This window comes from Duganella sp. GW822-FHT06D06 (assembly GCF_058799615.1).
Genome location: NZ_JBXALQ010000019.1, coordinates 80083 through 98652 on the forward strand (window position 1 = coordinate 80083; position 18570 = coordinate 98652).

Below are 18570 nucleotides of genomic sequence, written 5' to 3' on the forward strand. Positions count from 1 at the left end.
CGTCAGTGGCCGCTCTTGTGGGCCGCGTGCTTGAGCGGCACCACGTTGCTGTGCTCTGACGGCGACGGCGGCGGGGTTTCCGGCTCGCCGCCCAGCACCACGCTCAAATCCACGAAGCCGGCGCGCCACGCGCTTTCCAGGTCCTGCTCGATCGCCTCCATCGACGTCTGGTGGAAGTTCTCGAAGCCGCGCACGCCGTAGGCGCGGTTGCGGCCGTGCGACTTGGCCAGGTACAGCGCCATGTCGATCAGGTTGACCGCGCGCTCCCACGGCAGCGGCACGTCGGCCGGCACCAGCGGGAACGGCGAAAAGCCCACCGACACATTCACCGAAATCTCATGCTCCTGGTAGTGGATGATCTGCGACGAGATGCCCACCAGGATGCGGCGCGCGATCTCGTCGACGCCGTGGCGCGGGATCGCCGGCAGGAAGGCCAGGAATTCCTCGCCGCCCCAGCGCACGATCATGTCGGTCTCGCGCAGCACCACGCGCAGGTTCTCGGCGATCATCTTCAGCACCGCGTCGCCGGCGGCGTGGCCGTAGCGGTCGTTGATGTTCTTGAAGTGGTCGACATCCAGCAGGAACAGGGCGCCGACGATGTCGTCGCCGTGCAGCGTGCGCTTTTCCGTGTACGGCTTGTCGGCCGGGATCATTTCGCGCATGAAGTCCTGGAAGTGGCGGCGGTTGTACAGCGAGGTCAAGGGATCGAGCGTCGACTGCGCCTTCAGCTCCAGGTTCTTCACCTCCAGCTGGGCGTTGGCGTGCCGCACCTTGCGGTACAACAGCCCGACCACCATCGACGCCAGCGCGAACACCAGGGCCAGCAGCCACCACACGCGCTGCTGCAGGCGGCGGTTGTCGATCTCGGTGCCCTTGACCTGGTTCTCCTTGCTCAGCAACTGGATCTGGCGCTGCTTCTTCTCGGCCTCGTATTTTTCCTGCAGCTCCAGCACCGCTTGCTGGCGGCGCTTTTCAAACAGCTCGTTGGAGATCGCCCGTTCGCGGTGGTAGGCCGACACCGCGCCCGCCAGGTCGCCCACCCGTTCCAGCGCTTCGCCATATTCGCGCAGGGCCGCTTGCAGATCGGGCTTGTTGTTCTCCTGTTCGTAGCGCGTCATGCCGGCTTCGTACTGCTTCTTGCCCTCGGCGATGCGGCCCATGCCCAGGTAGGCCTGGCCCAGGTTGACGCGCGCGGTCGCCTCCACCGATTTGTCGTTGGTCAGCTGGGTCGAGCTCAGCGACTCGAGCGCATACTGGGCCGCGCGCGGATAGTCGTGTTCCTTCAGGTAGCTGTCGGCCAGGTTGACCAGCGTCACGCCTATCATGCGCTCGGCGCCCAGCTTGCGCTCCAGGTCCAGGCTTTGCAGCAGCGCGCGCAGGGCGCGCTTGGGCTGGCCGGAATCGATGGCCAGGCCGTACTCGGTGTTCTTGGCGATCGCCATGCGGCCCGGCGAACGCAGTTTTTCGGTCTCGCTCAGCAGCTCGTCGAGCGCGGTGGCGGCCTTGTCGTACTCCTTCATCTGCGTGTACAGATTGACCAGCGCGTTGAGCGCGCCGAACAGCATCACCGGATCGTCGCTGACCTGGCGCGCGATGTCGACGCCGAGTTGCAGCTTGACCAGCGCGGCCGGAAAATTGCCCATTTCGGCGTAGGACTGGCCGGCGGTGACGGCGACCTGCGAACGCAGGGCCAGGTTGGTGCTGGCGGCCGCCACTTTTTCGGCGTCGAAGGACAGCTGGTGCGCGGCGTCGACGTCGGCGCGGTCGAACAGCACGTAGCTCTTGGCCAGCATGCCTTTGGCGACGATGGTGTCGTCGTGCAGGGATTTGCCGTAGGCGATCAACTGGTCGGCGACCGCCATGGCGGCGTCGTTCTTGCCGGCGCGCATATTGGCCACGCTCAGTTGACTCAGCAGTTCGGCCTGGGTGGCGGGCGGCGCGCCGGCCGCTTCGGTTTGCAGCTTGAGCAGCTGCATCAGCGCCTTTTCCGGCACGAAGCGGCTTTGTTCGCGCACGTCGATGATGCGCGCGTACAGCGTGGACGGCTCGTTGTCGGCGCCGGCCAGCGCCGGCGACAGGACGAGTGCTACAGCGACCGCGATGGCACGCGGTCTCGCGCGGACTAGCCACCCATCATTTCTAAAACCTGCCAACTGACGCTCCCGGTTGTCGACTGCGCATGCAAAGTGTCTAGACAATTATATTCTTGTTGCAGACGAGAAAGCCCGTGGAATTGCGATTTTTCACGCCAAATCGCACACAATCCGTGGCGGAATCGGCAATAAAGTGATCGATCTTGCCACGCGCCTGACAACGGTTTACGCAAAGTTGTCAGAAGATGAAAGTCAGGCCGCCAATTGCTGCAGCAGGTAGAGCCGCTGGTACAGGCCGCCGTCGATCTGCATCAGCTGCTCGTGCGGGCCGGTTTCGGCGATGCGGCCGTGATTGAGCACGATGATGCGGTCGGCGTCGCGGATGGTCGACAGGCGGTGGGCGATGGCGATCACCGTCACCGTGCCGCGCAACTCGTCGAGCGCGGTCTGCACGACCTGCTCGGTCTGCGAATCGATGTGCGAGGTGGCCTCGTCCAGCAGCAGGATGCGCGGCCGTCCGGCCAGCGCGCGGGCGATGGCGATCAGCTGCTTCTGGCCCACCGACAGGCGCGAGCCGCCTTCGCCCAGCGCGGTGTCGTAGCCTTGCTCGAGCGCGGCGATGAAGTCGTGCGCGTGCGCGGCGCGCGCCGCCGCCTCGATCTGCGCCTGGGTCAGGCCGCGGCCCATGTCGATGTTCTCGCGCGCCGAGGCGGCCAGCAGGAAGGGGTCTTGCGGCACCAGGCCCACTTCGGCGCGGAAGCGCTCGTTGGCGATGGCGTCCAGCGGCATGCCGTGGATGGCGATGCCGCCGTGCCGCACCGGATAAAAGCGCAGCAGCAGCGACAGCAGGGTCGACTTGCCGCTGCCGGTGTGGCCGACGATGCCCACAAAAGCGCCCTGCGGGATCTCCAGCGACAGGTCGTGCAGCACGGTCTGCCCTTCGTGGTAGGCGAAGCTGAGGTGGCGGATGGCGACCGCCGGCGCGTGCGAGTCGTTGGCCGCGGCGCGCGCGGTGGCCAGGCCGGCGCCCTTGCCGTGGTCGGCGTGCTCGGTGGCGGTGGCTTCGTCGAGCAGCGTGGCGACGCGCGCGGTGGCCACCACCGATTGCTGCAACTGGCTGAACTGCATGGTGATCTGGATCAGCGGCTCGATCACGCGCGCCAGGTAGCTGATGAAGGCGTACAGGATGCCCACTTCGGCGGCGGTCATCTGGCGCTGGCCGAACAGGTAGATCACGGCCGCCAGCAGGATGATGTTGAACATGTCGAGCGCCGGCCGCAGCAGCCAGGCGTTGGCGCGCAGCTCGGCCAGGCGGGCGCTGTAGTGGTCCTGGTTGGTGGCGGCGAAGCGCCGGCCGAAGCGGGCCTCGGCGTTGTTCGCCTGCAGCACGCTCATGCCGCCGATCGACTCGGCCATCTGGCCGTTGATGTCGCTGCGCAGCGCGCGGGCGCGGGTCACGGCCGGCGCGCTCCAGCGCTGGTACAGCCAGACGATCAGCAGCACCGCCGGCAGCAGCGCCAGCACGATCAGCATCAGGTGCCAGTCCAGCCAGGCCATCGCCGCCACGGTGCCGACCAGCACGATGGTGGAGTCGAGCATCACGAACAGCACCTGGATGTACAGGGTCTTGACCGCTTCGGTGTCGTTGGTCACGCGCGAGACCAGCTGGCCGGTGATGGCGCGGTCGAAGAAGGCCATCGGCAGCAGCAGCACGTGGGTGTAGACCATTTCGCGCAGCCGCATCACCGAGCGCATCGCCAGCCCGGACAGGCGCACCAGTTGCAGGTAGCGCAGGCCGCTGGCGATCCAGCCGGTCACCACCAGGCCGGCCAGCAGGGCGGCCATGCGCGGCCAGTCCAGGTGGTGCGGCAGCAGGTGTTGGTCGATCAGCGCCTTGCCCATGATCGGGCCCGACACTTCCAGCAGCGCCGCCAGCACCAGCCACAGCACGGCCCAGCCCAGGTGGTGCTGGTCCGGCAGGGCGGCCCGCCGCAGCAGGGAGAACGCCTGCCAGGTCTGGCGGCGCGCGGAGTTCTGTTCAGGCTTAGAGGGCATCGAGACTGGCTTCCAATTGTTGATAGCGCCACTGGCTGGCATACCAGCCGTCCTGCTCCAGCAGTTGTTCGTGGCTGCCGGTTTCGCTGATGCGGCCTGCGCGCAGCACCACGATCAGGTCGGCGTTGACCACCGCGCTCAGGCGATGGCTGGCGATGACGGCGCTGCGGCCGTTGCGGGCCTGGCGCAGCTCTTCCAGGTGCTGCAGGATGCGCGTTTCGGTGCCGGTGTCGACGGCGGACAGGGCGTCGTCCAGCAGCAGCAGGTCGTTATCGGCCAGCAGCGCGCGGGCGATGGCGACGCGCTGGCGCTGGCCGCCGGACAAGGTGATGCCCTTCTCGCCCACTTCGGTCTGGTAGCCTTGCGCGAATTGCAGGATGTCGTCGTGGATGGCGGCCAGCTTGGCTGCGTGTTCGACCTGCGCGCGGCTGGCGCCGGGGCGCGCCAGCGCGATGTTGTCGGCGATCGAGGCCGAGAACAGGAAGGACTCCTGCGGCACCCAGCTGATGGCGGCGCGCAGCGCGTGCAGCCGGTATTGGTCGAGCGCGTGGCCGCTCCAGCGCACGCTGCCCGACTGCGGCGTCAACTGGCGCAGCAGCACGCGCAGCAAGGTCGACTTGCCGCAGCCGGTGGGGCCGACCAGGCCCAGTGTCTGGCCGGGCTTGAGTTCGAGCGTGATGCCGCTCAGCGCGGCCGCGCCCTGGCCCTGGTAGGTGTAGCTGACCTCGTGCAGCGACAGCGCACCCGGCGCCACGGCGGCCAGCGTGCCGTGGTCGTCGATCGCCAGCGGCGCGTCCAGCATCGGCTGCAGGCGCTGCCAGGCGGCTTTGCCGCGTTCGATCAGCGACAGCACCCAGCCGGCCGCGAACATCGGCCAGATCAGCTGGCCCAGGTACATGGTGAAGCTGGTCAGCGCGCCGATGGTCAGCTGCTGCTGCCAGACCAGGTAGCCGCCCAGGCCCAGCGTCAGGCCGCCGGCGGCGGTCAGGGTCAGGCCGACCGCCGGTTCATAGGCCGCCTCCCACACCTGCGCGCGCAGGCTGGCGTTGGAGGCTTGCTGCGCCAGCTCGCCGAACTGCCGGGCGCTGCGCTGTTCCAGTCCCAGCGCGCGCAAGGTGCGCACGCCGGACAGGGTTTCCTGCACATGGTCGTTGAGGGCGCTGAAGCGCTTGAGTGTATCGGTGGAGGCGGTGTGGATATGGCCGGAGATGTACCAGAACGCCCAGCCCATCAAGGGGAAGGGCAGCAGCGCGATGCAGGCCAGGCGCCAGTCGACGCCGAGCAGCATCACGCCCAGCACCATCACCAGGGTCAGCGCGCCGTCGAAGCCGGCCAGCATGGCTTCGCCGGCGGCCATTTCGATGGCGTCGATATCGTTGGTGGCCAGCGCCATCAGGTCGCCGGTGCGCTGGCGCTGGTAGAAGGCCGGGCCTTGCAGGGTGAGGCGGGTGTACAGGCGGGTGCGCAGCGACACGCCCAGCTGGTAGGCGGCGCCGTACAGGATCTGGCGCCAGCCGACGCGCAGGAGATAGATGCCGGCGCCGGTCAGCAGCAGCCAGCCGATTTCCCTCAGCAGGGCGTCGCCGCCCAGGGTGTGGGCGGCCAGGCCGTCGATCATGGCGCCGACCTTGCGCGGCACCCAGACGGTGAGGATGGCGACGCCGGCCAGCATGACGCCGGACACGGCATAAGCGCGGCTGTGCTGGCGAACGAAGCCGCCGATCAGCCTGGAAAGATTAGACATGTTGCCTCGGATAAGCGCGTAGGGCGCTAGGATACAACATGCTCGCCGGACGTGCCCGGCAACACCTCGGTACTAACTTACTTCTTGGATTTGGTGCTGCTCAGCATGTCGAGCTGCTTGCCGGTCGGCTTGGCTTTGACGGTCGGGACGGACTTCAATTCCGGTTTGGTTTCGACGGCGGCGACCGCTTTGGCCGGCGCCGCAGGGGGCGCTGGTTTGGCGGCGGCAACCTTCACTTCGACCGGCGCCGGGGCCTTCTCGGCCGGCGTGGCGGCTTTGGGCTTGGCGGCAAGCTTGGCTTCCGGCGCGGCGACCGCTTCGTTGGCCGATGCGGCGGCGGCGGCGACTAGCGGCGGCGCTGCCACGATCGGGGCGGCGACGACCGGCGCTGCGACCACCGGGGCCGGCGCTGGCGCTGGCGCGGCGGCAGCGGCAGCGGCAACTGGCGCGGCGGCGGCCGGCGCCGGCTTGGCGCTTGCCTTGAGCGCGGTCACCGGCGCGGCGGCCAGGTCGGAGACTTGCTTGATGGTGTACTGGGCGCTTTGGATCAGATCGCTCTGGACGCCGGAGGCAATGCTGTACAGCTCGCGGCCGTAGGCCAGCAGGTTGTCGAAGCTGGCCGGCTCGGCGGAGCTCAGGCTGAAGAACTCACGCGGGTCCTTGGCTTCGAGCAGCTTCTTCGCGGCGGCCGACGATTTTTCCACCGAAGCCTTGGTGGTGCTGATGTTCAGTGCGATGACCTTTTCCGCGCTGTCGACGGCGGTGCTGGCAAACGTGTTGAAGATCTTGAATTGGGCTTCCAACTGGGACTTCGTGGCTGCGGAAAACTGTTCGGTGATCGAAGACATGGTTTCTCCTGAGACGATTAAAATGTCGGTAAAGCAGTACACGCTGCGCGCATTATGATGCATTGCAATATACCCATTCTAGCGGTGAAAGTTGGGCTTGGAAAGTTATTTTTTCTGCCATGTCGCAAAGCCAGCAACAAGGAAACATGCCGCGCGGACACAATCTGGGTGGTTCTTGATGTATCGCAATGCGCAGGCGCGAAAAAGTCTGAATTAGTGCGCCGCAACAAGTTATTCAATTCTATGAAAAAAGGAAACGCATGGCCATCAAACTGAACAAGGAAGTCGAGCAACGCCTGCTGGGGTCGATCCAGCGCTACTGCGCCGAAAACATGGACGAAGAGGTCGGCGAGCTGAAGGCGCGCCTGCTGCTCGATTATTGTTTGCGCGAAATCGGCCCGTCTGTCTACAATCAGGCCATCCTCGACGCCCAGGCGGCGATGCAGGACAAGATCGCGGAGATCGAAACGATCTGCTACGAGTCGGAGTTTTCCTACTGGACCAAAAAATAAGCCGGGAGCGCGGATGGATGCGGTGATCGAGACGGTAATACGGAACGCCAACCTGGCCGACGGACAACGGGGCGTCGACGTCGCCATCGAGCGCGGCCGCATCACCGCCATCGGCCGGGCGCTGCCGCTCAAGGGCGCGCGGGAGATCGACGCCGGCGGCGACCTGCTCAGCGCGCCGTTCGTCGACGCCCATTTCCACATGGACGCCACCTTGAGCTACGGCCTGCCGCGCGTCAACGCCTCCGGCACTTTGCTCGAAGGCATAGCGCTGTGGGGCGAGCTCAAGCCCGACCTGACCCAGCAGGCGCTGGTCGAGCGCGCGCTGCAATACTGCGACTGGGCGGCCGCGCGCGGCCTGCTGGCGATCCGCTCCCACGTCGACATCTGCGACGACCGCCTGCTGGCGGTGGCGGCGCTGCTGGAGGTGAAGCGCCAGGTCGCGCCCTACCTCGACCTGCAACTGGTGGCCTTCCCGCAGGACGGCGTGCTGCGCAGCCCGACCGCGCTGGCCAACCTGAAGCGCGCCATCGGCATGGGCGTCGACGTGGTGGGCGGCATCCCGCACTTCGAGCGGACCATGGCCGACGGCGCCGAGTCGGTGCGCATCCTGTGCGAGTTCGCCGCCGAGCAGGGCCTGATGGTGGACATGCATTGCGACGAGTCGGACGATCCGCTGTCGCGCCATATCGAAACGCTGGCCTACCACAGCCACCGCCTCGGCCTGCACGGCCGGGTGGCCGGTTCGCACCTGACCTCGATGCATTCGATGGACAACTACTATGTCAGCAAGCTGCTGCCGCTGATGCGCGAGGCCGGCGTGGCGGCGATCGCCAATCCGCTGATCAACATCACGCTGCAAGGCCGCCACGACAGCTATCCCAAGCGGCGCGGCATGACGCGGGTGCCGGAGCTGCTGGCGGCCGGCGTCGAGGTGGCGTTCGGCCACGACTGCGTGATGGACCCGTGGTACAGCCTGGGCTCGGGCGACATGCTGGAGGTGGCGCACATGGGCCTGCACGTGGCGCAGATGACCGGGCAGGACGCCATGCGCGCCTGCTACCAGGCGGTGACGGCGGCGCCGGCCCGCATCCTCGGCCTGCGCGACTATGGCGTGGCGGTCGGCTGCCATGCCGACCTGGTGCTGCTGGACGCGGCCGATCCGGTGGAGGCGATCCGGCTGCGCGCGGCCAGGCGCATGGTGATGCGGCGCGGCAAGGTGATCGCCGAAGCGCCGCCCGCGCAGGCCCGCCTGAACTTGCCGGGCCGGCCGCAGACGGTCGACTTCCGGCTGGACTTGCCACGTAAAATCCATGACAATTGAACATTGTTTAATCCGCCTGGAGCCGCTTTGAAAGAAATCGCCATCCGTCCCGCATCGGAAGCCGACTTCGGCGCCATGTGGGTGATCTTCCAGGAACTCATCGCCAGCGGCGACACCTATTACTTCGCCGCCGACACCAGCCGCGAAGACTGCCATGCCTACTGGTTCGGTCCCGGCGTGCAATCGTACGTGGCGCTGCTAAACGGCGAGCGCCTGGTCGGCATGTACCGCCTGACCGCCAACCAGCGCGACCGCGGCGCGCACGTGGCCAACGCCGGCTTCATGGTCAGCCCGGCGGCGCAGGGCGTGGGCGTGGGCAAGCTGATGGGCGGCGATTGCCTGGACCGGGCCCGCGCCCAGGGTTTCCTGGCGATGCAGTTCAACTACGTGGTCAGCTCCAACGTCGCGGCCGTGCTGCTGTGGAAGAAGCTCGGCTTCTCCATCGTCGGCACCTTGCCGCGTGCTTATTATCACGCCCACCTCGGGTATGTCGACGTCTACGTCATGTACCAGTTGCTGGACGATCCTTCCCATTGGCCGGACGCATGAAAATACTCGACACCGAACGCCTGACCCTGCGCACCATAGCCGCCGACGACGCAGAGTTTTACTACGAACTGGTCAACGACCCGACCTGGCTGGAATTCATCGGCGACAAGGGCATCCGCAGCATCGAGGGCGCGCGCGCCGCCATCCTCGAAGGCCCGTGCGCGATGCAGGAGCAGCTGGGCCACTCGCTGTACGTGATGGAGCGCAAGAGCGACGGCCTGCCGCTGGGCTTGTGCGGCCTGATCAAGCGCGACGGCCTGGACGACGTCGACCTCGGTTATGCGATCCGGCCGGCCTGGTTTGGCCAGGGTTATACCTACGAGGCCGCCGTGGCGGTGGTGGCCTACGCGCGCGACCAGTTGCGCATGAAGCGCCTGCTGGGCCTGACGGCGCCGGCCAATCTCAACTCCATCCGCCTGTTGCAAAAGCTGGGGCTGGAATTTGTCGAGCTGCGCCATCTGCCGCCGCATGAGCGGCCTACCAATATTTACCGCATCGAGTTCCACGACTAATTACTTGGCGTGTTGCAACTGTGGGAATTCGATAGATTTATCGGCAAGTCCGCTTGGATTTTTTTGCGCGTGGGCGCATGATGGAACCAAGAATTAAAGTTGCTTGATCCCCAAACAACGGCAGCAATTCAACACTATAAGCCATACGACCGCGCGGTGAACGCCGCGCGCCAGTCATCTTGTACCCATTGAATTTTTACCGAAAGGGCAACTTATGAAACTCGCCAATCTCAAGATAGGCGTGCGGCTGGGCTTGCTGGGCGGCTTCTTCTTTGTCGCGCTGCTGGTGGTCGCCACCGGCGGCTGGCGCGCGCTCGATTCCAGCAACGCCGGCAGCGCCGACGCCATGCGCCGCATGCAGGCGCTGACCCAGGCCATCGACATGGCGCGCAGCGCCCAGGTCGAATTCAAGATCCAGATCCAGGAGTGGAAGAATACTCTGTTGCGCGGCAACGACCCGGCCAATTTCGACAAGTACAGCAAGGCCTTCGTCAAAGGCGGCGAAACCACGCGCGCCGACTTGCAGAAGCTGAGCGCGCTGCTGACCAAGCTGGATTTGAAAACGCCGCTGGTGGAAGAAGCCATCGCCACCCAGAGCGAACTGGTCAAGCGCTATCTGTCGGCCTTGCAGAAATACGACTCCGCCAACCAGGACAGCGCCCACATGGTCGATGCGCTGGTCAAGGGCATGGACCGCGAGCCGACCAAGAAAATCGACGACATCGTCGCCTTCATCGGCAAGGAATCGCAGCGCCTGATCGTCGAGATGGAGGACCAGAACAAGGCGGAGCACGCGCGCGCGATGCTGGCCATGGGCGTTACGCTGCTGGTGACGCTGGTGGTCGGCTGCTGCACGGTGCTGTGGCTGATCAAGAGCATTACCGTGCCGCTGAACGAGGCGGTCGACATGGCGGAGACGGTGGCCGCCGGCGATCTGAGCAGCGAAGTGCACGTCACCAGCACCGACGAAATCGGCGCCTTGCTGGGCGCGCTCAAGCGCATGCAGGGCAACCTGAGCACCATCGTCGGCAAGGTCCGCGTCGGCACCGACGCCATCCACGGCGCGGCGGTGGATATCGCCGCCGGCAACCTGGACCTGTCGGGCCGCACCGAGGAGCAGGCCAGCTCGCTGGAGCAAACGGCGGCCGCGATGGTCGAGCTGACCACCACCGTGCAACAGAATAACGTCAACGCGGCCGAGGCCTGCAAGCTGGCCGATACCGCGTCCAGCGTGGCGGCCAAGGGCGGCGACGCGGTCGAGCAGATGGTGCGCACCATGGGCTCGATCAATGAATCTTCGCGCAAGATCGTCGACATCATCGGCGTCATTGACGGCATCGCGTTCCAGACCAATATCCTGGCCTTGAACGCGGCGGTGGAAGCGGCGCGCGCCGGCGAACAGGGGCGCGGCTTCGCGGTGGTCGCTTCCGAGGTGCGCAACCTGGCGCAGCGCTCGGCGGCGGCGGCCAAGGAAATCAAGGCGCTGATCGGCGATTCGGTGGGCCGGGTGGAGGCGGGCAGCCGGCTGGTCGGCCAGGCCGGCGAGACCATGGGCGAAGTGGTCGCCAGCGTGCGGCGCGTGACCGCCATCATCGGCGAGATCTCGGTCGCCAGCGGCGAGCAGCGCGACGGCATCGAACAGATCAGCATCGCCATCAGCCAGATGGACAGCGTGACCCAGCAGAACGCGGCGCTGGTGGAGCAGGCCGCCGCCGCGGCCGACGCGCTGGAACAGCAGGCGGCCGGCTTGTCGGCGGCGGTCAGCGTGTTCAAGTTGCAGGGCCAGGGCCAGCCATCCCGCGCGGCGGCGAAAGCGCCGCGGCGGCTGTTGCAAATGGCCGACGGCGTTTGACGTCGCTCAAGTGCGAGCGCGAATGGGCTGGCAACTGCCGAGCGATTGATTATGCTTCCCTCTTCCCCGGTGCACCGGACGGAGAGGGACAGCATGAACAGCCTATTGCCGGTACTGTCCGGCATCGCACTCAGCTTGCTGGCGCTGTGGTACGGCGAACAACGGGTCCGCACCCTGCGTACCCGCTGCGCGCAGCTGCAATCGGCGCTGGAAGCCCACCGCGACGCGGAAATGCGGCTCGACCACATCGCCCACCACGACAGCCTGACCGGCTTGCCCAACCGCCTGCAATGCCAGCTGCAACTGGAGCACGGCATCGCCTACGCGCGTCGCCACGGCAGCTTGCTGGCGGTGCTGTTTGTCGACATCGACCACTTCAAGGCCATCAACGATAATCTCGGCCACGACGCCGGCGACCAGGTGCTGGTGCAGTTCGCGCAGCGCCTGCGCCAGTGCGTGCGCGAGGTGGACACCGTGGCGCGCCAGGGCGGCGACGAGTTCATCGTGCTGCTGACCGAGTTGCGCGCGGCCGCCGATGCGCAGCAGGTGGCCGACAAGATCAACGCCGCGATCGCCGCGCCGTTCCTGGTGCACGGCGAGACGCTGGCGGTGGCGGCCAGCATCGGCATCGCCGTCTATCCGGACGACGACCACGATATCGAGGCGCTGCTGGAGAAGGCCGACCTGGCGATGTACGCGGCCAAGCAGCGCGGCAAGGGCGCCGGGCTGCGTTTCGCGCCCAGCATGCAGGCCAAGGCCTATTCGCGGGTGGTGCTGGAGACCGCGCTGCGCCACGCGCTGGAGCATGGCGAATTCGTGCTGACCTACCAGCCCAAGCTGAACCTGAACGAGCAGAAGATCACCGGCGTCAAGGCGCTGCTGCGCTGGCGTCACCCGGAGCTGGGCCTGGTGATGCCGCCGGACTTCCTGCCGGTGCTGGAGGAGAGTGCGTTGATCCTGCCGGTGGGTGAGTGGGTGCTGGTGACCGCCGCCGCGCAGGCGCGGCGCTGGATCGAGCTGGGCCATCCGTTGACGGTGTCGGTGCACCTGTCGCCGCGCCAGTTTTACCAGAAGGATATCGCCAGCAGCTTTGCCGAGATCCTGCGCCGGGCCGGGCTGCCGGGCCGCTACGTCGAGCTGGAAATCACCGAGGGCATGCTGATCGATAAAAACCAGAATTGCGAGGCCGTGCTGCGCCAGTTCAAGCAGCTGGGCATGCGCATCTCGATCAGCGATTTCGGCACCGGCTACGCGTCGCTGAACTACCTGCGGCGCTTCCCGGTGGATCTGGTGAAGATCAACAAATCCTTCATCGACGACCTGCGCCGCTCGGCCCTGCAGCCGACCGACCGCCATAGCGACGGCCGGGTGGCGGACGAGGGGGCGATGGTGCGCGCCATCATCGCGATGGCGCACACCCTGAACATGCAGGTGATCGCCGGCGGCGTGGAAACCGGCGACCAGCTGGCCCAGCTGGCCGCGATGGGTTGCGACGAGGCCTTCGGCTACTGCCTGAGCGCCGCCGTCGCGCCGGAGGAACTGGAGGCGCTGCTGGTGAGCAGCTGGCGGCAGCAGACGTCGATTATCGCCGCCGGCTAGCGGGGAAGAACCAGGCCAGCGGCCGTTGCACCCGCGCCGCCCACGAGCGCTCGTTGTGGATGGCGCCATCGGCGGCGTAGAACAGCAGGTCTTCATTCAAGCGGTAGCCCTGGGCCAGCATGGCGTCGCGCATTTTCAGCGTGTGCTCCAGGCCATCGTCGTCGGTGCCGGCGTCGAGGTAGAACTTGACCGGCTGGCGCGCCGGCGCCTTGGCGATCAACTCGCCCTGATTCCACCAGAACGAACTCGATACGCCCGCCGACCGGGAGAACACTTGCGGTCGCTGCTGGGCGATGTAGACCGAGGCGATGCCGCCCAGCGAGGAGCCCATGATGGCGGTGTGCTCGCGGTCCGGCAGCGTGCGCAGGTTGGCGTCGGCCCAGGGCTTGACGGTATCGACGATGAAGGCCATGTAGGCGTCGAGCTTGCCGCCGCCGTATTGCGGATCGCAGCAGGGCGTGTATTCGGCGATGCGGTCCTTGGTGTTGTCGATGCCGACCACGATGGCCGGCGCCACCACGCCGTCGGCGATCAGGCGGTCCATGGCGCCGCCGACTTCCCAGGCGGCGCCGTAGGCGGCGGTGGCGGCGTCGAACAGGTTCTGGCCGTCATGCATGTAGAGCACCGGATAGCGCTGCTGCGGATGGGCGTCGTAGCCGGGCGGCAGGTAGATGCGCAGGCTGCGCTGATTGCCCAGCTGCGGCGAGGCGAACTGCTCGACGATGCGCAGCGTGCCGGCCGGTGGCAGCGGCGGTATGGGCGCGATGGCCGGGCCGGCCGCCGGGTTGGCCGCCGTGCCGCCGCCCGCCGCGCCGCGCGCCAGCGGCATGATGCGAATCCCGTGGATATCGAAGCGGTTCGACGGCCCCTTGACGCCGCCCGCATCGGCGTAGCTGGTGTTATTTTTCAGGTAGCTCATATTGTAGAAATCGCTGAGCTCCATGCGGTAGCTGCCCGCCTTGAGCGCGGCCTTCAACGGCGTCGACCACGACGGCCCGGCGCCGGCCGGCGAATGCGGCAACTGCACCACACCTTGCGCGGCGATGCCACCCTTGCCATCCTTGAGCGTCATCCACTTCACGCCGCCGCTGATGCCCAGGTTGACCTGGTGCGCGGTGTTGCGGTACTTCAGCTGCAAGGCATAACTGCCGTCGCGCGCGACCCCGATGTCCTGCACCGCGAAGGTATCGGACGGCGCGCCCCAGCCGGCAATGCGGCCGTCGGTGGCGGTCACGCTGGACTGCACGCGCGCATCGCCGGCGGCGATTTCCACGCCGCTGTTCAGGCACACCGGCGCGCTGTGGTGGCTGCGGTTGCCGGAACCGCTGTACATCGCCTCCACCGAGTAGCACAGGTTATCGTTCTCGCCTTTGCCCAGCAGCGGGGCGCGGCGGTCGGCCCAGGTCCTGGCGCTCACGCGCTGCGTGGCCAGCTTGCCGTTGCGGTAGATGTTGTAGACCACGCCCTTGCCGGCGCCTTCGAAGTGTAGCGTGGGGAAATCGTAAGTGCCGCGTTCCAGCTTGACGATGCGCGGCTCCGGCGGCGAGTACACCGCAGGATCCTGCGCCAGCGGCTGCGCGCTGACACTGCGCTTGGCCTGCTGCCCGGCGACCAGTTTGCCGAGGCGGATCTCGATGACATTGTCCGCTGCCAGCGCATCCCAGGCCAACGTGGCCGCAGCCGGCTTGCCGTTCAGGATCACCGCATCGACTTCGTAGTAACCATCGCCCCGTGCAGCGGGCGGCAGCGACAGGCGTACTTGCAGGCGCTTGCCGCGCAGCGCGAGATGGTTGAGCGTGATGGCGTCGCTGCCCGCAAACGCTTCGCGCCGCAGCTTGGCCGTCACGAACGGACGCAGCGCGATGCCGTCGTCGGTGGTCTGCACGCCGAACACCTCGCCCACCACCATGCCCAGGTAAGCGCCGACGGACCACAGCTGCCGCCGCGAATCCATCACCGGCCCGCTCAGGTCGCCCTGCGCCTGCTTGTCCTTCAACATCGGCTGGCCGGACAACCATTCCAGGTTCTCCATGTTCGACAGATTGAGCGCCGCGCCGCGCATCAGCGTTTCGTAGGCCGCGTCGGCGACGGCGACATTGCCGGTCAGCGCCGCCGCCTTCAAACCGTAGGCCGTCACGAACGGCCACATGGCGCGGTTGTGATAGATCGCCACGCCGGGCTGCTGCGGATAGATCACCGGCGCGCCCAGCGGACCATGCGGATAGTGCGCCAGGATGCTCTCGGCCTGCCGGCGGTCGGCGATGCCGGTGACGATCGCCAGCGATTGACCCAGCCAGTCGTACTTGTACATCGGCGCGCCGTCGAAATGGCCGGCCGTCAGGCTGCTGTACATGCCGGCGTCGGCCTGCCACAGGTGCTGGTTGATGGCGCGCTTCAGGTCCGCCGCCCACGCCGCGTACTTGTCGGCCAGCGCCGCGTTGCCTTGTTCCTTCGCCAGCTGCGCCGCCAAGGTCAGCGCCTTGTAATGGCCGGCGTTGGTGGACAGCGCTTTCGACGTCGCCATGCTGGCCAGGTCGCCGGCGATCCAGCCGGCGTAGCTTTGCTCGCGCCAGTCGAGGAAGGATTCCTCGCCGTTGTACAAACCGTCGACCGCATCGTAGACGGCCAGCCGGTCGTTCTCCAGCGTGTTGGAAAGGGCGCGCAGCGCGGTCGCCGCGAAGGCCTTGCGCTCGTCCGGCGCCAGCGCCCTCAAGGCTTCCTCCGCGCCGAAGGCCCAGCTGACGCGGTCCGTGCTGACCGGCCAGCTGCCGCCGCTGCCGGTGTCCTGGATGATCTGCAAACCGTCGGCGCTGCCGGCGGCGTGCGCGCCCGGCCGCACGCCGTCGCGGTAGCCGGACAGCTTGAACTCCAGCGAATTGCGCACGCGGCGCGGGTCCAGCATGCCCAGCCCCAGCGAGGCCGCGTAGGACAGGTCGCGCGTCCACACGTAGTGCCACAACTCGCCGGTCTCGAAGCAGTTGCAGGAGATGGGGTTGCCGCCGTTGTAGCTGCCGTCGCGGATTTCGCCGACCGAGTCCTGCTTCATCTCCAGGCCGGCCAGCGTGAACAGCGCGTCGAAGGCCAGGTTGCCGCTGCGGACCGACGGCTGCCCCTGCGCTTCGGCGTAGTTTATTTCCTGCTTGCCGCCGTCGCGCACGCGCATGGTGGTCGATTGCGTGTAGCTGCGCAGTGCGGCGTTGGCGTCCGGCGTGGTGTAGCGCACGGTCTCCTGCTTGCCGTCCCAGGTCGGATAGGTGGTGCTCAGCGTGGTGGCGGCGGCCGCCATGGCGGGCAGGGCCAGCAGCGACAAGGCGCCAAGGCGGCGACGGGCGAAGCTCATGGTGCGATCTCCAGTATCAGCGCCGAGCGCGCAGGCAGGGTAACCTCGCCATCCAGCGACACGCGCTTGCCGCTGATGACGTCGACGCCGGCGCGCACGCCGTTCAGCATCTCGTGGAAGCGCGCGGTTTTCAGCACGGTGTCGGTGCTGTTCTTGTTCAAGGCTACCATGACTTTTTTGGCGCCGTCGTAGCGGAAGTAGACGTAGGTATTTTTCTCGGGACCGTAGTGCATCATCTTCCCGTGATGGATCACGGACGCGCCCTTGCGCCAGTTGAACAGCTTCTTCACATAGGCCTGCGCGGCCGCCTGCTGCGCCGTCAGGCCGGCGCCGGTGAAGGCGTTGACGGCGTCGCCGCGCCAGCCGCCGGGGAAGTCGTGACGGTAGGAGGCATCGTCGCGCTCCTTGATGGTGCTGGTCATCTGGATCTCGGTGCCGGCATAGAACTGCGGGATGCGCGGCGCCGTCGCCACGAAGGCCATCGCCATGCGGAACAAGTTGTCGTCCGCATTGAGCTCGCTGTAGATGCGCGAGACGTCGTGGTTACCCTCGAACAGCACCAGGTTGCCGGCGTTCGGATACAGATAGTCTTGCGACAGCGTCTCGTACAGATTGGTCAGGCCTTGCTCGGTGCCGTCCGGCGCGGCCAGCGCGCGGCGCATGGTGTAGGTCAGCGGGAAGTCCATCATGCTCGGCATGTGCGACTGATAGCCGTTGAAATTCTGCTTGCCCTCCTGCCAGTGCGCGACCACCGGTATCAACGGCGTCCATTCCTCGCCCACCAGGTTCAGCTTCGGATACTCGGCCATCATGCTGCCGGACCAGCGGCTGAGGAACTCGGCGTTGGAGTAGCCGTAGGTGTCGACCCGCAGGCCGGACAAGCCGGCGTACTCGATCCACCAGATGTCGTTCTGGATCAGGTAGGTCGCCAGATACGGGTTGGCCTGGTTCAGGTCCGGCATGCTTTCGACAAACCAGCCCTCGGTGAAGTTGCGCTTGTCCTCGTTCGAGGCGTAAGGATCCTGCAGCGCCACACGGTGATGCTCGGTCGGCACGAACTTGCCGTGGTAGGTCAGCCAGTCCGGCGTCGGCATGTCCTGCATCCACCAGTGCTTGTCGCCGATGTGGTTGAGCACCACGTCCTGGATCACGCCCAGTCCCTTGGCGCGCGCCTGCGCGACAAAGTCGCGGAAGCCTTCGTTGCTGCCGTAGCGCGGGTCGATGCGGTAGTGGTCGGTCGTGGCGTAGCCGTGATAGGAGTAGGCCGACGAGTTCGATTCCAGCAGCGGCGTCGGCCAGACCATGGTGAAGCCCATGGCGGCGATGTAGTCCAGATGGTCGGCCATGCCGCGCAGGTCGCCGCCGTGGCGGCCGGAAGGCGCGGCGCGGTCGGCGCGTTCCGTCATGCCGGCCGCGTTGTCGTTGGACTGGTCGCCGTTGGCGAAACGGTCCGGCATCACCTGATAGATGGCGTCGCCGCTGTTGAAACCGTTGCGCTGGGCCGAGCCGGCGGCCCGCGCCAGCAGTTTGTAGTTGTAGTGCACGGCCTGGCTGCCGCGCTTGAACACCAGGTCGAGCGCGCCCGGCGCCGCGTCGGGGGCGATTTCCAGGTTGACGAACAGGTAGTTGCGGTTGGCCACCCGCGCCACCGAGGCGATGCGCACGCCGGGGTAGACCAGCGCCGGCTCCAGGTCGGCGATGTGCGGCCCGTGCACCATCAGTTGCAGCGAGCTGTTGTGCATGCCGGCCCACCACAGCGGCGGGTCCATGTGGTCGATGCGGTAGGTGTCGGCGTGGGCGATGAACGGCAGCGCGGAAAACAGCGCGGCGGCGAGGATTTTGTACATGAGGTCTCCGTTAAGTAGTCGGACTACAAGTGTTCTTTTATGGATTTCTCGCCGAGAATACTATGAAAGCGGGTGGGCATCAAATCAGCATTTCTAGTTTTAATACAATCCTTCGCTGCATTTCTTTAAAAATTATCCTTGAGATAACTTTTCCATCGGGCCGGCGTTGGAAATGCTACGAAGTAAAGTGCTATCAAGTCAAAAAATGTAGTTCCACTACATAATCAGGGGTGGTCGCCTGTAGCCGAAATACAACGCGATTGGCGTTTTCACGGGGCGGGCAAGGGCTGGCGGCCCT

Annotated in this window: 12 protein-coding genes; 6 read left to right on the plus strand and 6 right to left on the minus strand. The window is 66.4% G+C overall.

The window, feature by feature from the left end:
* Positions 1–2 precede the first annotated feature (2 nt).
* From AC1RMD_RS26295 to AC1RMD_RS26310, 4 genes are all read right to left on the minus strand, one after another.
* Positions 3–2153, minus strand: coding sequence for a tetratricopeptide repeat-containing diguanylate cyclase (locus tag AC1RMD_RS26295; RefSeq protein WP_492930963.1), 2151 nt, complete (start codon positions 2151–2153; stop codon positions 3–5).
* Positions 2154–2345: 192 nt separating this feature from the next.
* On the minus strand, positions 2346–4148 hold the full coding sequence (locus tag AC1RMD_RS26300; RefSeq protein WP_492930965.1) for an ABC transporter ATP-binding protein: 1803 nt from the start codon (positions 4146–4148) through the stop codon (positions 2346–2348).
* Complete coding sequence (locus tag AC1RMD_RS26305) at positions 4138–5892, minus strand: ATP-binding cassette domain-containing protein (RefSeq protein ID WP_492930967.1); 1755 nt, start codon at positions 5890–5892, stop codon at positions 4138–4140. The genes AC1RMD_RS26300 and AC1RMD_RS26305 overlap by 11 nt, the downstream gene beginning before the upstream one ends.
* A gap of 77 nt (positions 5893–5969) precedes the next feature.
* Entirely contained in the window at positions 5970–6740 is a 771-nt protein-coding gene (locus tag AC1RMD_RS26310) for a phasin family protein (RefSeq protein WP_492930969.1), read from the minus strand.
* Positions 6741–7000: 260 nt separating this feature from the next.
* Here AC1RMD_RS26310 and AC1RMD_RS26315 point away from each other — a divergent pair, with 260 nt between their 5' ends.
* The 6 genes from AC1RMD_RS26315 (at position 7001) to AC1RMD_RS26340 (ending at position 13085) form a co-directional block, all read left to right on the plus strand.
* On the plus strand, positions 7001–7252 hold the full coding sequence (locus tag AC1RMD_RS26315) for a DUF2164 domain-containing protein (RefSeq protein ID WP_116990587.1): 252 nt from the start codon (positions 7001–7003) through the stop codon (positions 7250–7252).
* Between the two features lie 25 nt (positions 7253–7277).
* The gene (locus tag AC1RMD_RS26320) at positions 7278–8573 is read left to right on the plus strand and encodes an amidohydrolase family protein (RefSeq protein ID WP_492931036.1); all 1296 of its coding nucleotides are present in this window, start codon (positions 7278–7280) and stop codon (positions 8571–8573) included.
* A 27-nt stretch (positions 8574–8600) separates the two neighbouring features.
* Entirely contained in the window at positions 8601–9122 is a 522-nt protein-coding gene (locus AC1RMD_RS26325) for a GNAT family N-acetyltransferase (protein ID WP_492930971.1), read from the plus strand.
* Complete coding sequence (locus tag AC1RMD_RS26330; protein ID WP_492930973.1) at positions 9119–9634, plus strand: GNAT family N-acetyltransferase; 516 nt, start codon at positions 9119–9121, stop codon at positions 9632–9634. The genes AC1RMD_RS26325 and AC1RMD_RS26330 overlap by 4 nt, the downstream gene beginning before the upstream one ends.
* A gap of 214 nt (positions 9635–9848) precedes the next feature.
* Positions 9849–11486 carry a methyl-accepting chemotaxis protein gene (locus tag AC1RMD_RS26335; RefSeq protein ID WP_492930975.1) on the plus strand — a complete coding sequence of 546 codons (1638 nt, stop codon included), beginning with the start codon at positions 9849–9851 and terminating at the stop codon, positions 11484–11486.
* 93 nt (positions 11487–11579) lie between these two features.
* A complete protein-coding gene (locus AC1RMD_RS26340; RefSeq protein WP_492930977.1) occupies positions 11580–13085 on the plus strand; it encodes a putative bifunctional diguanylate cyclase/phosphodiesterase in 1506 nt (501 codons plus the stop codon).
* Here AC1RMD_RS26340 and AC1RMD_RS26345 read toward each other — a convergent pair.
* Positions 13069–16425, minus strand: coding sequence for an alpha/beta hydrolase-fold protein (locus AC1RMD_RS26345; RefSeq protein ID WP_492930978.1), 3357 nt, complete (start codon positions 16423–16425; stop codon positions 13069–13071). The two genes, AC1RMD_RS26340 and AC1RMD_RS26345, sit on opposite strands and share 17 nt — an antisense overlap.
* Positions 16422–18272, minus strand: coding sequence for a glycoside hydrolase family 13 protein (locus AC1RMD_RS26350; RefSeq protein ID WP_492930980.1), 1851 nt, complete (start codon positions 18270–18272; stop codon positions 16422–16424). Before AC1RMD_RS26350 ends, AC1RMD_RS26345 begins: the two co-directional genes overlap by 4 nt.
* Positions 18273–18570 lie beyond the last annotated feature (298 nt).

What these genes read in the sequence shown, in the direction of transcription:
- AC1RMD_RS26345 (WP_492930978.1), bottom strand. Translation starts at nt 16,425, where the DNA reads ATGAGCTTCGCCCGTCGCCGCCTTGGCGCCTTGTCGCTGCTGGCCCTG.
- AC1RMD_RS26310 (WP_492930969.1), bottom strand. Translation starts at nt 6,740, where the DNA reads ATGTCTTCGATCACCGAACAGTTTTCCGCAGCCACGAAGTCCCAGTTG.
- AC1RMD_RS26330 (WP_492930973.1), top strand. Translation starts at nt 9,119, where the DNA reads ATGAAAATACTCGACACCGAACGCCTGACCCTGCGCACCATAGCCGCC.
- AC1RMD_RS26315 (WP_116990587.1), top strand. Translation starts at nt 7,001, where the DNA reads ATGGCCATCAAACTGAACAAGGAAGTCGAGCAACGCCTGCTGGGGTCG.
- AC1RMD_RS26340 (WP_492930977.1), top strand. Translation starts at nt 11,580, where the DNA reads ATGAACAGCCTATTGCCGGTACTGTCCGGCATCGCACTCAGCTTGCTG.
- AC1RMD_RS26305 (WP_492930967.1), bottom strand. Translation starts at nt 5,892, where the DNA reads ATGTCTAATCTTTCCAGGCTGATCGGCGGCTTCGTTCGCCAGCACAGC.
- AC1RMD_RS26335 (WP_492930975.1), top strand. Translation starts at nt 9,849, where the DNA reads ATGAAACTCGCCAATCTCAAGATAGGCGTGCGGCTGGGCTTGCTGGGC.
- AC1RMD_RS26350 (WP_492930980.1), bottom strand. Translation starts at nt 18,272, where the DNA reads ATGTACAAAATCCTCGCCGCCGCGCTGTTTTCCGCGCTGCCGTTCATC.
- AC1RMD_RS26300 (WP_492930965.1), bottom strand. Translation starts at nt 4,148, where the DNA reads ATGCCCTCTAAGCCTGAACAGAACTCCGCGCGCCGCCAGACCTGGCAG.